At 70.6% G+C, this 14,413-nt stretch carries 12 protein-coding genes; 10 read left to right on the top strand and 2 right to left on the bottom strand.

Annotation, left to right across the window (positions count from 1 at the left end):
* Positions 1–16: 16 nt before the first annotated feature.
* The gene (locus D1648_RS03975; protein WP_122939522.1) at positions 17–493 is read left to right on the top strand and encodes a nucleoside deaminase; all 477 of its coding nucleotides are present in this window, start codon (positions 17–19) and stop codon (positions 491–493) included.
* Here the strand turns inward: D1648_RS03975 and D1648_RS03970 are convergent.
* Positions 487–2,358 (bottom strand): penicillin-binding transpeptidase domain-containing protein, encoded by a 1,872-nt coding sequence (locus D1648_RS03970; protein ID WP_122939521.1) that lies wholly within the window; start codon positions 2,356–2,358, stop codon positions 487–489. The genes D1648_RS03975 and D1648_RS03970 overlap by 7 nt on opposite strands.
* Positions 2,359–2,387: 29 nt before the next feature.
* On the opposite strand from D1648_RS03970, the gene D1648_RS03965 reads away from it, so the two are divergent.
* Entirely contained in the window at positions 2,388–3,299 is a 912-nt protein-coding gene (locus D1648_RS03965; protein ID WP_122939520.1) for a PfkB family carbohydrate kinase, read from the top strand.
* Between the two features lie 84 nt (positions 3,300–3,383).
* A complete protein-coding gene (locus D1648_RS03960) occupies positions 3,384–4,529 on the top strand; it encodes an SPFH domain-containing protein (protein ID WP_122939519.1) in 1,146 nt (381 codons plus the stop codon).
* Positions 4,530–4,532: 3 nt separating this feature from the next.
* Here the strand turns inward: D1648_RS03960 and D1648_RS03955 are convergent, their stop codons facing one another.
* The gene (locus D1648_RS03955; RefSeq protein ID WP_255414283.1) at positions 4,533–5,576 is read right to left on the bottom strand and encodes a LacI family DNA-binding transcriptional regulator; all 1,044 of its coding nucleotides are present in this window, start codon (positions 5,574–5,576) and stop codon (positions 4,533–4,535) included.
* Positions 5,577–5,748: 172 nt separating this feature from the next.
* Between D1648_RS03955 and D1648_RS03950 the strand changes: the two genes are divergently transcribed.
* The 7 genes from D1648_RS03950 to D1648_RS03920 all read left to right on the top strand — a co-directional run bounded on the left by D1648_RS03950 (position 5,749) and on the right by D1648_RS03920 (position 14,395).
* The gene (locus D1648_RS03950; protein ID WP_122939517.1) at positions 5,749–7,293 is read left to right on the top strand and encodes an ABC transporter substrate-binding protein; all 1,545 of its coding nucleotides are present in this window, start codon (positions 5,749–5,751) and stop codon (positions 7,291–7,293) included.
* Positions 7,290–8,240 (top strand): carbohydrate ABC transporter permease, encoded by a 951-nt coding sequence (locus tag D1648_RS03945; RefSeq protein ID WP_122939516.1) that lies wholly within the window; start codon positions 7,290–7,292, stop codon positions 8,238–8,240. The genes D1648_RS03950 and D1648_RS03945 overlap by 4 nt, the downstream gene beginning before the upstream one ends.
* A complete protein-coding gene (locus D1648_RS03940; RefSeq protein ID WP_206424771.1) occupies positions 8,237–9,145 on the top strand; it encodes a carbohydrate ABC transporter permease in 909 nt (302 codons plus the stop codon). Before D1648_RS03945 ends, D1648_RS03940 begins: the two co-directional genes overlap by 4 nt.
* Positions 9,146–9,153: 8 nt before the next feature.
* Positions 9,154–10,608: an arylsulfatase gene (locus tag D1648_RS03935; protein WP_241155346.1), complete on the top strand. Its 1,455-nt coding sequence runs from the start codon at positions 9,154–9,156 to the stop codon at positions 10,606–10,608.
* A gap of 86 nt (positions 10,609–10,694) precedes the next feature.
* Positions 10,695–11,729 (top strand): hypothetical protein, encoded by a 1,035-nt coding sequence (locus tag D1648_RS03930; RefSeq protein ID WP_241155345.1) that lies wholly within the window; start codon positions 10,695–10,697, stop codon positions 11,727–11,729.
* Between the two features lie 61 nt (positions 11,730–11,790).
* On the top strand, positions 11,791–12,789 hold the full coding sequence (glsA, locus tag D1648_RS03925) for a glutaminase A (protein ID WP_122939514.1): 999 nt from the start codon (positions 11,791–11,793) through the stop codon (positions 12,787–12,789).
* Positions 12,782–14,395, top strand: a complete 1,614-nt coding sequence (locus D1648_RS03920; protein WP_241155344.1) for an MFS transporter — start codon at positions 12,782–12,784, stop codon at positions 14,393–14,395. The genes glsA and D1648_RS03920 overlap by 8 nt, the downstream gene beginning before the upstream one ends.
* Positions 14,396–14,413 lie beyond the last annotated feature (18 nt).

The following is a 14,413-nucleotide window of genomic DNA, read 5'->3' as shown; positions in this document are numbered from 1 at the left end:
CCCGAGGAGGCCCGCGATGGACCATCCCGATCCCACCGAGATCCTGCAGCGAACGATCGCTCTGGCCACCGCCAACGTCGCCGACGGCGGCGGTCCGTTCGGCGCCGTGGTGCGCCTGCCGGGCGGGGAGCTGGTCGAGGGCGTGAACCGGGTGACCGCGTCGAACGATCCCACCGCGCACGCCGAGGTGGCGGCGATCCGCGCGGCCTGCGCGAGGATCCGCTCCCCCGATCTGCGCGGCGCGGTGCTGTACTCGAGCTGCGAGCCGTGCCCGATGTGCTTGGCCGCGGCGCTCTGGGCGCGGCTGGACCTCGTGGTGTTCGCCGCGGGACGCGGGGACGCCGCGCGGGCAGGATTCGACGACTCCGCCTTCTACGACTACTTCGCCCGGCCGGGCCACCACGCCGTGCTCCCCGTCGAGCAGCACCGGCACGCGGACGCGGTCGACCCCTTCGACGCGTGGCTCGCCCACGAGGGACGCACCGCCTACTGACCGGCGAGGATCTCCCGGGCGATCGGGCCGGCGGTGACCGAGCCGTAGCTGCCGTCCTCGACGAAGACGGCCACGGCCAGATCGCCCTGGGCGACGATCACCCAGGAGTGGAGCGCCAGCTCACCGTCCTCGTCCGTGTACTCGGCGGTGCCGGTCTTGCCGATCACGGGATCACCGGGCAGGTCCGCGAAGTCGTCGAGGCTGCCGTCGGTGACGACGCCGCGCAGCAGCTCCTGCATCTGCGCGGTCTCGTCCTCGGTGAGCGGCGTGGGGACCTCGGGCTCCTCGGCCTCGACGTCGGCGAGGATCCGCGGAGTGACGGTCGAGCCGTTCTGGACCGAGGCGAGCACGGTCGCCATCGCGAGCGGCGAGGTGAGCACCCGGCCCTGGCCCATCATGTCCGCGGCGTGCTCGACGCCCTCGTCCTCGGGGTCGACCGAGCCCATGAAGGCGTCCAGGCCCGCCGGGGCCTCCTGCCCGATGCCGAGGGTGGTCGCGGCATCGGCGAGCGCGGCCTGGTCCACCGTCTCGTGCTGCAGCAGCATCGCGGTGTTGCAGGAGTGCGCGATCGCGGAGCGCAGCGGCATCGTCCCGAAGAGGGAGGGGTCCATCGAGTCGGCGTTCTTGAAGGAGCGTCCGGCGACGGTCGCCGTCTCCGGGCACTCGACCTCGGTGTCGGCCGTGAGGCCGGCGCGCAGCAGGGAGAGCGCGGTGACGGTCTTGAAGGTCGAGCCGGGCGCGTACTGGCCCACGAGGCCGACGGGATAGGACTGCCCCGTCGGCCCGAGCGCCGCGGCGAGCACGTCGCCGGTCGAGGGCTGCAGTGCGATCACGGCCGACGGGGAGTCCTCGTCGGCGATCGCGGCGGTCGCGCGGCGCTGGAGACCGTCGTCGAGGGTGGTGCGCACGGCGGTGCCGTCGACGGGGTCGACCTGGTGCAGGGAGCGCTCCTCCTCCCCGCCGGTCGCGAGGATCTCGAGGCCGTCCGTGCCGAGGATCTGCTCCCGCTGCGCGGCGAGGACCCCGCCGGTGGCAACCTGGTCCCCGGCCTCGATCTCCCCCTCGGAGTTCTCGACGTCCTCCGCGGTCGCCTCGCGCAGCGAGCCGAGCACGCCCGGGGCGTAGTCCCGCTCGGCGGCGAGGGCGCGCTGCTCCTCGACGGCGTGGAAGCCGGGGACCTGCTCCGCCTCGTCCAGGGCGTAGTCGTCCTCGTCGGTGACGCGGATCGTCAGGGCCGGGACGAAGGCCTCCTCGCCGGCGCCCGCGACTGACTCGGCGTAGCGGTCCGCATCGGTGCCGAGGACGCCCGCGAGCTCGCGCGCCGCGTCCTCCAGCTGGTCCTCCTCGAGCTGGGACTTGTCCAGGCCCAGGACCTTCACGTCGCGCGGCCCGAACAGCTGGGTGCCGTCGCGGTCGGTGATGGTGCCGAGCTCGGGATCGACCGTGCGCACGGTCAGATGCTCGTCGTCCTCGAGCTCGGGGCCGAGCGCCGCGGGGGTCAGCTGCGGGGTCCAGCCGTCCTCTCCCCGCTCGAGGGTCGCGGTGGTGGTGTACTCCCAGGTCCCGGCGTCCTCGGGGAGGGTCCAGGTCCAGTCATAGGTGGCGGTGCGGGCGCCGCCCTCCGCCTCGCCCGCGTCGGCGAGGGAGACCTCAGGGGTCGCGCCGGTCTCGCGGAGGTCGCCGAGCACCTGCTCGTCGAGGTCGCTGCCGCCCTCGGCGAGGGTCGCGGCGAGCTGCTCGGCCGCCTCGGTGCCGTCGTCGGCGCTGCCGCGCCAGACGAGCACGCCGATCACGAGGGCGGCGGCCGCGGCGAGGGCGATCGCGACGATCCAGGGGGCGCGGCGGCGGGTGGGAGCGGAAGCCATGGGCGCATCCTCCCACCTACACTCTGGACATGTCCCGCGTGCTCCACACCGCCCAGGCTCTCGTCGACGTGATCCTGGAGGTCGACGCGCTGCCCGCCCGCGGCGGGAACGAGAACGCCCGCAGCGAGCGGCGCTATGCGGGCGGCGCCGCGACCACGCTGCTCGCTGCGGCGCGCACCGGGGCGGAGGCGGTGCACGGAGGGGCGCACGGCGTCGGCCCGAACGGGGACCTGATCCGCGAGGTGCTGGGGGCCGACGGGGTCGCGCTCTCGGACACGCCGCGGGACGGGGCCGACACCGGGTACTGCGTCGTGCTGCTCGAGCCGACGGCCGAGCGGGCCTTCCTCACCGTGTACGGGGCGGAGCGGGAGGTGAGCGCGGAGTCCTATGCGCGGCTCGCGCCGGAGGCCGGGGATCTGGTCTGCGTCTCCGGGTACAGCCTGTTCGAGCCGACGCGCGAACCGCTGCTGGACTTCCTCGAGTCCCTCGATGACGGGGTGGACGTGGTGCTGGACCCGGGCGATCCCTTCGCCTCCTTCCCCCGCGCGCTGCAGGACCGGGTGCTCTCGCGCACCACCGTGTGGACCTCGAACGCGCAGGAGGCGCGGGCGCTGACCGACCTCGACCATCTCGAGGACACCCCGCCGGCGATCCGGCGCCGGCTGCGGCCGGGCGCAGCGGTGATCGTCCGCGACGGGGAGCGGGGCTGCCACGTCTTCCACCACGGCCGCGGCACCGACATCCCCGCCTTCCCGCAGACCGCCGTGGACACCAACGGCGCGGGCGACACGCACACCGGGGTGCTGCTGGCCGAGCGGGCCCTCGGCGCGGACTGGGAGTCCGCCGCGACCCGCGCCAACGCGGCCGCGGCGATCGCCGTGACCCGCCGCGGGCCCCAGAGCGCGCCCTCACGCGCCGAGGTGGAGGCGTTCCTGTCCTGATCTCCCGCCCGGATCGAGGGGGAACGGGCCGGCCATGAGTTGGTAGCGTGTCTCACACGTTCCACCACAACGAAAGGGGGCCCCGTGGAAGGGCTCATCCTCGTCCTCGTGATCGTCGGCGTGCTCGTCGTCGTGCTCGCGATCGTCGCGGCGCTGCTGTTCGGCGGCCTGCGCACCTCGCTGATGTTCACGGTCCACACGCAGGAAGCGATCATCGTCGAGCGCTTCGGCAAGTTCAAGCGCGTCGCGCAGGCGGGTCTGAACTTCAAGACCCCCTTCATCGACAGCACCACCAGGCCGGTCTCGCTGCGCGTCCAGCAGCTCGAGGTCAACATCGAGTCGAAGACCAAGGACAACGTCTTCGTGACGGTGCCCGTCGCGGTGCAGTACCGCATCCGCGAGGAGCAGGTCATCGATGCGTACTACAAGCTGTCGAACCCCGAGGCGCAGATCCGCTCCTACGTCTTCGACACGGTCCGCTCGGCGCTGTCCGGCCTCGAGCTCGACCAGGCCTTCGAGTCCAAGGACGACATCGCCCGCAGCGTCGAGAACACCCTGTCCGAGCGCATGCGCGAGTTCGGCTTCAACATCATCAACACGCTGGTCCAGGACATCTCCCCGGACTCGCGGGTGCGCGACTCGATGAACTCCATCAACGCCGCCCAGCGCGACCGGGTCGCGGCCCAGTCCCTCGCCGAGGCCGACAAGATCAAGCGCGTCACCCAGGCCGAGGCCGAGGCCGAGTCCAAGCGCCTCCAGGGTGAGGGCGTCGCCGCGCAGCGCAAGGCGATCGCGCTGGGCATCGCGGAGCAGTACGAGATGCTGCGCAAGGTCGGCATCGAGAACTCCGCCGAGCAGCTGCTGCTGATGACCCAGTACTTCGACACCATGCAGGACGTGGCCCGCAACGGCCGCTCCAACGTGCTCTACCTGCCCAGCAACCCCGGCTCCGTCGGCTCGATGGGCGAGGAGATCCGCTCCGCGATGCTGCAGTCGCAGGCCGCGGCCGAGGCGAACCAGAACGCGGACGTCGACGACGCCGACCGGCGCCAGCGCGTCTCCGCCGAGGAGCTGCGCAAGCGGGAGGAGGCCCGCGTCCAGCGAGCCCGCCAGCAGGCGGAGCAGAAGGCGCGCGAGGCACAGCAGCAGGCCCAGCAGCAGGTGCCGGACGGCTACCCCGGCGGCGACGTGCCGCCGTGGGCGCACCCCGGCAGCGCGAACCAGGGCTGAGGCTCAGCCCGCGGGCTTCTTCAGGGCGCGAGTCGTCTCGCGCTCGATGAAGCTCCAGGGGAACGTCCACTCCTGGGCGATCGGCTGCCCCGTCTTCGCAGCCTCGGCGAGGGCCGCGAACGCCTCGGAGTAATCGGCCCCGGGGGCGCCCAGCGTGCTCACCCCACGCTGGGCGCTCTCCTCGAGATCTCCACGTCCGACGATGCCGACGGACTCACCGACGGCGATTCCGCGACGAGCAGCTTCCTGGACCGCCTGGATCGCGATCCGATCGCTCTTGCAGAGCAGGGCCACGGGGTCTGACGGCGTCGCGGTCTCGAGCCGGCCCCACGGGACGTCCGGGAGTTCGCCCCCGATGAGGTGGTCGACATCGCTCAGGAGGATCTCCGCCTCGGGCGACTCCCTGTCGAGCGCCTGCAGGATCGGCGTCGTGAAGAGCGGGTCCGACGCAGCTGACGAATCTCCCCTCTCCCGCACGATCACGAAGCGCCGGACGCCGCGCGATGCCAGCTGCGATGCACAGCGCTCTGCCGCCCGCGCGTAGCCGTGGCGCACTTTGGGCACCCCCTCGAACCCGCTCTCCGCGAAGGCGAGCGCGGGGATCGGTCGCTTGCCGAGGTCGCTGGGATGGTCGTCGTCCTCGAGGTGCACTGTGAAGCACGCGTCCACTGCGCGCCGGTCCAACAGGTCCATGACGCGGTCCAGCCCGGTTCCCGGACGCGCGTCCGGGAAGACGACGAGGTCGAGGTCGTGGCGCGCCAGCTCGGTCTGGGCAAGGGCGACGAGGCTCTCACGCCAGGGGTTGCTCGGTGCCGAGACGAGCGCGCCCACGAGCCCTGTGCGCTGTCGCCGCAGCGCGCGTCCCGCCCAGTTCGGCCGGTAGCCGAGCTCCTCCATCGCCTGCTCCACCCGCTGCCTGGTCTCGACGTTCCCGCCCCCCTTGCGGTCGGAGCGGCCGCTCACGACGTGGGAGACCGTTGCCGTGGACACTCCCGCCCGGCGTGCGACATCGGCTTGAGTGGGGCGACGCTTCGGCCCCGGGGGCATCTTGACAGAGTGGCTCACGACACTCATGATACGTAACGGTTAATCGAAATACCACGGAGTCCCCACCAACGAGGCTCAGGACTCCCCGGATGCCGGTGCGCGGAGCGCCACGAGCCGTCTCCGCACCTCGAATTCCTTGTCGTACCGATCCCACCCCGCTCAGGAGGACGAGATGTCCCGCACCCGCTCCAGCTCAACGCCCGCATTCCGACGTCGCAGCGTCCTCGGCGCCACCGTCCTGGCGACCTGTGGACTCTCCGCATGCTCGGTCGAGACGGGCGGCGACGCCCCGGCCGCCACGACCGACGACGCGGACTTCGCCTTCTCCTTCGACCCCGAGGACAGCGACGCCGACCAGCTGCTGTGGATGGACTCCGGAGACCTCAAGGCCGTGTTCATCGGCGCGGTCATCGACGCCTTCGGAGAGAAGTTCCCCGAGGTCACCACCAAGTACGACGGTTCCGGCTGGGACCAGGTCAACCAGGTCGTCCCGCTGGGGATCCGCAACGGCTCCGCGCCCGATGTGTTCGCCCTTCCGCAGAACGTTCCCGCCGAGACCGCCATCAACGAAGGCTGGGTCCAGCCCCTCGACGACGTGCTGCCCGACTTCGATTCCTGGAAAGCGGGCTTCCCCGCGACCGCTCTGATCAACGGCATCCACGTGTTCGACGGGAAGACGTACAGCTGGCCGTTGAACTCCACCCGTCGCCTGGACATCACGCAGTACATCTCGCACGCGGCGGCGGAGGCGGCCGGCGTGTCCGTCCCCGTCGAGGACGTCTCCACCTGGGATGACCTGCGATCCCTGGCCAAGGAGATCACCGCCGCCGGGACCCCGGGCATCCTCTCCACCGCCGACCACCTGTACGTGGTCATCGGGAACCTCGCCAACACCGCCGGCTGGCTCGGAAACTCCGACGGCATGAACATGAAGACCGGGAAGCACGAGTACTCGGCCCCCGAATACCTCGAGGCCCTGGAGTTCGTCCGATCGCTCATCGACGACGGATCCTTCGTCCCGGGGTTCCTGACGCTCAAGGACGCCGACGCCCGGGCCCAGTTCCCCACCGGTCTCGCCGGGATCTCCCTCAACGGGCCGTGGGACATCGCCCAGTGGGCACAGGACTACCCCGACTTCGACTACACGATCCTGCCGCTGCCCTCCCCCGACGGCTCCGAGTACACGATCCCGTTCCGGGAGACCGGTGCGAACATGAGCTGGCTGTACGCCGACAGCCCGAACGTGGAGGCCGCGGCGGCCGTCATCCAGTACATGGGATCGGTCGACGGGCAGCGCACGATGGTCGAGCTCTCCGAGGGCTTCCTCGTCTCCACCCTCGAGGAGGCCAACGCCTCGGCGGACCCCTCGCTGCTGAACGATCGTGCAGCCCTGGTCGCCGATCTCGCTGCGGCCACCATGCGCACCTGCCCCCAGTTCGAGATCCGCAACGAGGCCGCCGGGGAGGTGACGCTGAAGCTCCAGTCGAGCGATCCGTCCATCTCCGCGCTCATCGAAGGCGTCTTCACCGGTCAGATCTCCGATGCGGAGGCTGCGCTGAAGGACCTCGACTCCCGCCGGGACGAGGAGATGGAGAAGGCCTTCGAGGAGGCCGCAGCGGACGGCGCAGACGTCGACATCAGCGAGCTCCAGTTCCCCAACTGGGATCCGACGACCGACTACACGGCGGAGCACTACGCCGAGCTGGAGAGCCGATGAGCACCTCCGCCATGGCCGGGACCCTGCGGCGACACCGCCGCGGAGAGCTGTTCTGGATCTACCTGTTCATCGTCCCCGGCCTGGTGCTCACGGCGATGTTCGTCTTCTACCCGATGCTCGCCTCGTGGTACTTCTCGCTGACCGAGTGGAACGGGTTCACGGACGGCAAGGACTTCGTGGGGCTCGCGAACTACCGCGAGCTCGTGAAGGACCCTCTGTTCTGGGGCTCCTTCGGTCGTTCGATGGTGTTCGTGCTCATCGGCGTCCCCCTGCGCGTGGGGCTGGCGCTCGTGCTCGCGATCGTGCTGAACAACATCATCCGAGGCAGGCTCTCGACGTTCTTCCGCACCGTGTTCTTCCTGCCCGTGATGGCCGCGGCGTCCGTCATCGGCGTAGTGCTGACGTTCGTGCTCTCGCCCAGCAACGGCCCCGTGTCGTTCTTCCTGACGAGCACCGGGCTGTCCGATGCGCCGGTCGAATTCCTCTCGGATCCGACCCTGGCCCTGTGGAGCGCGCTCGCGCTGCACACGTGGAAGAACTTCGGCATGACGCTCATCTACTGGCTCGCAGCCCTGCAGACCGTGCCCGCCGAGTACTACGAAGCCGCGGCGATGGACGGAGCCGGTGCCGTGCAGCGCCTCCTGCGGATCACGCTCCCGGTGCTGATCCCCTTCTCCGTGATCATCATCGTGCTGACCGCGAACGAGAACCTCCACGCCTTCGCCCTCATCCAGGCCCTCACCGGCGGCGGCCCCTACTACTCCTCGGAGGTGGTCGAGGTGTACATCTTCCGCACCGCTTTCGCCCCCGACTCCGCAGGCGGGGTCCCCCGTCTGGGCTACGCCTCCGCCGCCGGCTGCTTCTTCGGCCTCGCGACCCTCGCGATCGCGCTGCTGCAGGCCTGGGCCATCACGCTGGTCTCCGCTCAGAGGAAGAGGATGAAGTGACCCTCTCGACCGCTCTCCCGTCCGTCACGTCCGATGCTCCCGAGGCCCCTCCGTCGGCTCCGCCGCGGAAGAGGCTCCGACGCTCCGAGCGCATCGCCCTGCTCGTCGGCGGGTTGATACTGCTGCCGATCGCCCTGGTGTGGATCTACCCGTTCGTCTGGGTGGTCTCCAGCTCCTTCAAGTCCAACGCCGAGATCTTCGGCTCGCTGAACCCCTTCACCTCGACGCTTCGCCTGGACAACTACATCCGCGCCTGGCACGAGGCGAACATGGGTCGCTACTTCCTCAACACGATCTTCGTCACGGGCATGTCGATCCTCATCTCGGTGACGGTCAACGCGCTGCTGGGCTACGTGCTGGGGCGCTACGCCTTCCCGGGCAAACGGATCATCTACGCGATGCTCGCGCTGGTGGTCTTCCTGCCGCAGGGCTACACCGTGATCCCGATCTTCGATCTCATCGACTCGCTGGGGCTCTCGGGCAGCCTGTGGGGCATGACCCTCGCGGAGGCCGGCGGGGTCAGCGTCATCGTCGTGCTGCTGTTCGCGGGCTACTTCGCCCAGCTCCCGAAGGAGCTCGAGGAGGCTGCGAAGGTCGACGGCGCCGGGTTCCTGCGGATCTTCCTGCGGGTCTACCTGCCGCTGTCGGGCCCCGTGCTCGCCACGGCGGTGATCCTCCAGTTCATGCATGCCTGGAACGACTTCCTGCTGCCGCTGGTGCTCACGCTGTCGCAGCCGGAGCTGCGCACACTCGCGGTCGGCATCTACAGCCTCCAGAACCAGTACTTCAGCGACTGGGGCATGATGTCTGCCGCGTCCACCATCGCGCTGATGCCGATCATCATCGTGTTCATCATCCTCCAGAAGTACTTCATCGAGTCCTTCTCCGGCGCAGTGAAGGGATGACCGCCGCCGTGACACCCACCCCCGACCGTCCGAACATCATCCTCCTCTGCGTCGACCAGATGCGTGCCGACGCGATGGGCGTCGCCGGGAACGACGCGATCGACACCCCGAACCTCGACGACCTGGCCCGCGGCGGGTACCGCTTCCCCCGCGCGTACTCGGCGACGCCGACCTGCGTGCCGGCGCGGGTCGCGCTGCTGACGGGGAAGTCCCCGGCGCTGCACGGCCGCTACGGGTACCGGGAGGGGATCTCGTTCCCGGACGCGTACCCGGTGACGCTGCCGTCGGTGCTGCGGGAGGACGGGTACCAGACCTATGCCGTGGGGAAGATGCACGTGTTCCCGGACCGGGCACGCTGCGGCTTCGACGAGGTGCTGCTGCACGACGGTTTCCTGCACACCTCGCGGCGGCTGTCCCGGGGGCCGTCCGCCGCCATCGACGACTATGTCGAGTTCCTCCGCGCCGAGACCGGGGATCCGCGCGCCGACTACCAGGAGACCGGGATCGGCTGCAATGCGCTGACGGCCCGGCCCTGGGAACGTGAGGAGCGGCTGCACCCGACGCGCTGGGTGGCCGATCAGTCCCTGCGCTTCCTCGAGCGGCGGGACCCGACCCGGCCGTTCTTCCTGTACATGTCCTTCCACCGCCCGCACGCACCCTTCGATCCGCCTGCCTGGCTGTGGGAGAAGTACCGGGAGCGGGACCTCGGCGACCGGCCCGTCGGGGACTGGGTCTCCCGCTTCGACGAGCACCGGCGCGACTTCGGCTCCGAGGCGGAGTTCGGGGCGCAGAAGGAGAGCACCCACCAGCAGGTGCGGGCCGGGTACTACGGCTCGATCGAGTTCATCGACCTGCAGCTGAACCGGCTGCGGGAGACCCTCTCGGATCAGGGCCTGCTCGAGGACACCGTGATCGTGGTCGTCTCCGACCACGGCGACATGATGGGCGACCACGACATGTACCGGAAGTCGGTGGGCTACGAGGGCTCGGCGCGGGTGCCGCTCATCGTCCACGTGCCGCCGCGCTGGTGCGAGGGCTGGAACGAGCCCGGGACGATCGCGGAGCTGCGCGATGTGATGCCGACGCTGCTGGGCCTGGCCGGGGCGGAGGTGCCGGACGGCGTCGACGGGATCGACCTGCGCACGCAGACGCGCGATCACCTGCACGGGGAGCACGTGATCGGCTCCCTGGGCCGCCACTCCATGCAGTGGATCCGCTCGCAGCGGCACAAGTACGTGTGGTTCTCCGGGGACGGGCACGAGCAGCTGTTCGACCTCGAGGAGGACCCCCAGGAGCTGCACGACCTGGCCGGCGAGGAGCCGGCCGAGCTCGCACGGCACCGGGCGCTGCTGATCGAGGAGCTCGCCGGGCGCGAGGAGGGGTTCGTCACCGACGGAGAGCTCGTGGTCGGACAGCCGCTGCGCACGGAGGCGTCGTGGGTGGCCGAGCACGCGATGCTGTGAGCGGCGGCGATGTCCGTCGAAGGTCGTAGCGGGGTCCAGACCGCAGGGTGATCAGCGGCGGCACCGCGATGCAGTGGGATGGGGACATGGTCGCCACCGAGTACTCCGCAGAGAAGCACCTGGCGCGCACCGTCGGCGTGACCGCCGCCTGGTGGGTGCACGGCGCGGTGCGGCTCGCGCTCGCGCTCGTGCTGCTCTACTACGGCGCGGCGAAGCTGGTGTTCGGCCAGTTCGGGTTCTCCGACGCGGGCGACGCCCTGATCGCCCACGGCGAGATGAGCCCGATGGGGCTGCTGTGGCGGATGGTCGCCTTCTCCCCCGTCTTCCAGTTCCTCGCCGGGCTCGCCGAGTTCGGGGCGGGGCTCGCTCTGCTGTGGCGGCGCACAGTGCCGCTCGGCGCTCTGATCTCCGCGGCCTCGATGAGCTTCGTGCTGGTGCTGAACATCGGCTACGACGTGATGGTCAAGACGCCGTCGGCCGTGTACGTCCTGATGTCGCTGCTGGTGCTGATCCCGTGGATGCCGCGGCTCGTGCGGGCGGTGCTGGGGCGTGGGGAGATCGACGAGGGGCCGCGGCTGCGGCTGGTCCCCTGGCGGCCCGCCGAGCGGGTCGGCGCGATCGCCGCTCCCGTCCTCGCCGTGGTGCTCGCAGGCGCCGTGCTGTGGGGCGTCTCGGCGATGTACCCGCCGCGCAGCGTCGACGAGTCGGTGCCGGTCGGGGTGTGGACCGTCGCCGAGGACACCGCCGAGCCCGCCGCGCAGCTCGCCGAGGACACGCGCTGGAGCCGCCTCTCGCTCGGTTCGATCAGCTACGGCGGCGCGGCGCAGGCGCAGCTGCGGACCGCCGATGGGGCGCTGCGCAGCGGGTCGTGGACCCGCGGCGAGGGGGACACGATCGAGCTCACGCTCAAGGACCTGCGCGAGGAGGGGCAGCCGGTGCAGGAGTTCGTCGAGGACGAGGGGGAGACGCTCGTGCTCGAGGTCGAGGAGCAGGCCGACGGGACCCTGCACGTCACCGGCGAGGGCCAGGACCTGGTGCTCGCGCCCGACGAGTCCGGGGAGGTCCTCTACGAGCGCGGGTTCTCCTGGGGCATCCGACCGGACGACCCGTTCAACCGATGACACACGTGACGCAGGTCGCCTCCCGGGCATAGGGTGGAAGGGCCGCTGGGGAGGGAGCGTCATGTTCGAGAGTCCGCTGGAGGACGTCCCGCAGCGTGCGCTGACCGGTGACCTGCCGGACGAGCCCCAGGTGGCCCGGCTGCTGCGCGAGGCCCATGCACGATACGCCGGTCTCGACGAGGGCACGGTGGCTGACTACATCCCCGCCCTCGCCGAGGCCGATTCCGCCCTGTTCGGCCTGGCTCTCGTCGAGGCCGACGGCACGACCCACCTCGCCGGCGACACCGCGGCACCCTTCACGATCCAGTCGATCTCCAAGGCCTTCGTGCTCGCGCTCGTGCTCGACGCGATCGGGCACGAGGCGGTGCACCGCGTCGTCGGCGTCAACAACACCGGGCTCCCCTTCAACTCGGTGATCGCGCTCGAGCTGAACCAGGGCAGCCCGATGAACCCCATGGTGAACGCCGGCGCGATCGCGACCACCGCGCTGCTGCCGGGCGGGTGGCTCGCCGTGCACGAGGGGCTGAGCCGGTTCGCGGGCCGCTCCCTCGAGCTCGACGAGCGCGTGCTGCGCAGCGAGTCCGAGACCAACCACCGCAACCAGGGCATCGCCGACCTGCTCACCTCCTACGGGCGCCTGGCCGGGCGCCCCGAGGAGATGGTCGAGGTGTACACGCGCCAGTGCTCGCTGCGGGTCACCGCCGAGGACCTCGCCGTGATGAGCGCGACCCTCGCCGACGGCGGCCTGAACCCCGTGACCGGCGAGCAGGTCGTGACTGCCGAGGCGTGCCGGGACACGCTCGCCGTCCTCGCCGCCTGCGGCATGTACGAGCTCTCCGGCGAGTGGCAGTTCGAGATCGGCCTGCCGGCCAAGTCAGGGGTCTCCGGCGGGATCGTCGCGATCGCCCCCGGCAAGGGCGCGCTGGGCACCTTCTCCCCGCTGCTGGACCGGGCCGGGAACAGCGTGCGCGGCCAGCGCGCCTGCGCCCACCTCTCCCGCTCCCTCGGCCTGAACCTCTTCGCCTCGGCTCCCCGTGGAAAGGCGCACCGTGATGGATGAGACCGCCCGCAGCTCCTGGACTCCGATGATCGGGCTGTTCCTGGCCCAGGTGCTGATGTCCTTCAACGTCGCGGCGCTGCCGATCTCGCTCGGCGGGATGGTCGAGGACTTCTCCGTCCCGCCGACGGTCGCGAGCTCCACCATCGTCGTCTACGGCCTCGCCGTCGCGGCGCTCGTGATGACCGGTGCGAAGCTCGGCCAGCGCATCGGCTGGACTCTGATCTTCCGCTGCGTGCTCGCGGTGTTCGCGGCCTCCTCGCTGATGATGATCCTCGCTCCGACGGTCACCTGGGCGATCCTCGGCCAGCTGCTCGCCGGCGCCGCCGCCGCGATCATCGTCCCGGCGCTGGTGGCGCTGATCGCGGAGAACTACCGCGGAGCCCAGCAGGCCACCGCCGTCGGCTCCCTCGGCTCGGCGCGCGCGATCTCCGGCGTGAGCGCGTTCCTCATCGGCGGCACGCTCGGCACCTTCGTGGGCTGGCGGCCCATCTTCTTCATCACGCTCGCGCTGGCGGTGGCGGTGTTCGCGCTGTCCTTCACGCTCCGCTCGGACAAGGGCGATCCCTCGATCCGCATCGACCTGCCGGCCTCCGCGCTGATCGGCGGCGCGGTGGTCGCCCTCACGCTGGGCTTCAACAATCTGAACGGATGGGGCGTGCTGGTGGCCGAGGACACCGCGCCGCTGTCCGTGCTCGGTCTCTCCCCCGCCCCGGTGCTCGTGGTGGTCGGCATCATGCTGGGGCAGCTGTTCCTCCTGCGCACCCGACGTCGCGCCGAGCACGGCAAGGTCCCCCTGGTGGACCTGCGCGTGCTCGGGAACCGGCGCGAGCGCTCCGCGGTCTACGCGATGTTCATCATCGTCTCGATGGAGGCGGCGGTGAACTTCACCGTCCCGATCTACATCCAGGTGGTGCAGGGGCGCACCCCGCTGGACACCTCGCTGGCGATGATGCCGTTCAACCTCACGGTGTTCGTCACCGCCACCCTGATCGTCCGCTTCTACTCCCGCTTCTCCCCGCGCACCATCGCCCTGTTCTCCTTCACGCTGACCACGCTCTCCCTGATCTGGCTGTCGCTGGTGGTCACGAACAACTGGGAGACGCTGCCCACGATCCTCGGTCTGGTCGCCTTCGGGATCGGCCAGGGCGCGCTGGTGACGCTCGTGTTCAACGTGCTGGTCACCGCCGTGCCGAAGGAGCTGGCAGGCGACGTCGGTTCCCTGCGCGGCACCACCCAGAACCTCGCCTCCGCCGTGGGCACCGCGGTGATGGGCGCGGTGCTGGTGATGGTGCTCGGCGCCGGCATCGGCCGCGCCGTGGTCGAGCATCCGGAGCTGCCCGAGGAGCTCGTGGCCCAGGTCGATCTCGACCAGGTGAACTTCGTCAGCAACGACGAGCTGCACGAGGTGCTCAGCCGCACCACCGCCTCCGAAGCACAGGTCGACGCCGCCGTGGCGCTGAACGAGGAGCAGCGACTGCGCACCCTGAAGATCGGGTTCCTGGTCCTCGCCGGGATCAGCGCGGTCGCCGCCCTGCCCGCGTCGCGCCTGCCCGCGTACCGCCCCGAGGAGATCCCGGATCCGCAGCCGCAGCCGGCCGAGGACTGATCCGCGACGGGACGTCCG

This window comes from Brachybacterium sp. EE-P12, from assembly GCF_003711805.1.
GTDB lineage: Bacteria > Actinomycetota > Actinomycetes > Actinomycetales > Dermabacteraceae > Brachybacterium.
This window is presented reverse-complemented; position numbering and strand designations above follow the sequence as displayed.

Excerpts from the sequence above, each read along its gene's own strand:
- D1648_RS03920 (WP_241155344.1), top strand. The coding sequence starts at position 12,782 with ATGGATGAGACCGCCCGCAGCTCCTGGACTCCGATGATCGGGCTGTTC.
- D1648_RS03975 (WP_122939522.1), top strand. The coding sequence starts at position 17 with ATGGACCATCCCGATCCCACCGAGATCCTGCAGCGAACGATCGCTCTG.
- D1648_RS03970 (WP_122939521.1), bottom strand. The coding sequence starts at position 2,358 with ATGGCTTCCGCTCCCACCCGCCGCCGCGCCCCCTGGATCGTCGCGATC.
- D1648_RS03930 (WP_241155345.1), top strand. The coding sequence starts at position 10,695 with ATGGTCGCCACCGAGTACTCCGCAGAGAAGCACCTGGCGCGCACCGTC.
- D1648_RS03945 (WP_122939516.1), top strand. The coding sequence starts at position 7,290 with ATGAGCACCTCCGCCATGGCCGGGACCCTGCGGCGACACCGCCGCGGA.
- D1648_RS03955 (WP_255414283.1), bottom strand. The coding sequence starts at position 5,576 with ATGCCCCCGGGGCCGAAGCGTCGCCCCACTCAAGCCGATGTCGCACGC.
- D1648_RS03965 (WP_122939520.1), top strand. The coding sequence starts at position 2,388 with ATGTCCCGCGTGCTCCACACCGCCCAGGCTCTCGTCGACGTGATCCTG.
- D1648_RS03950 (WP_122939517.1), top strand. The coding sequence starts at position 5,749 with ATGTCCCGCACCCGCTCCAGCTCAACGCCCGCATTCCGACGTCGCAGC.
- glsA (WP_122939514.1), top strand. The coding sequence starts at position 11,791 with ATGTTCGAGAGTCCGCTGGAGGACGTCCCGCAGCGTGCGCTGACCGGT.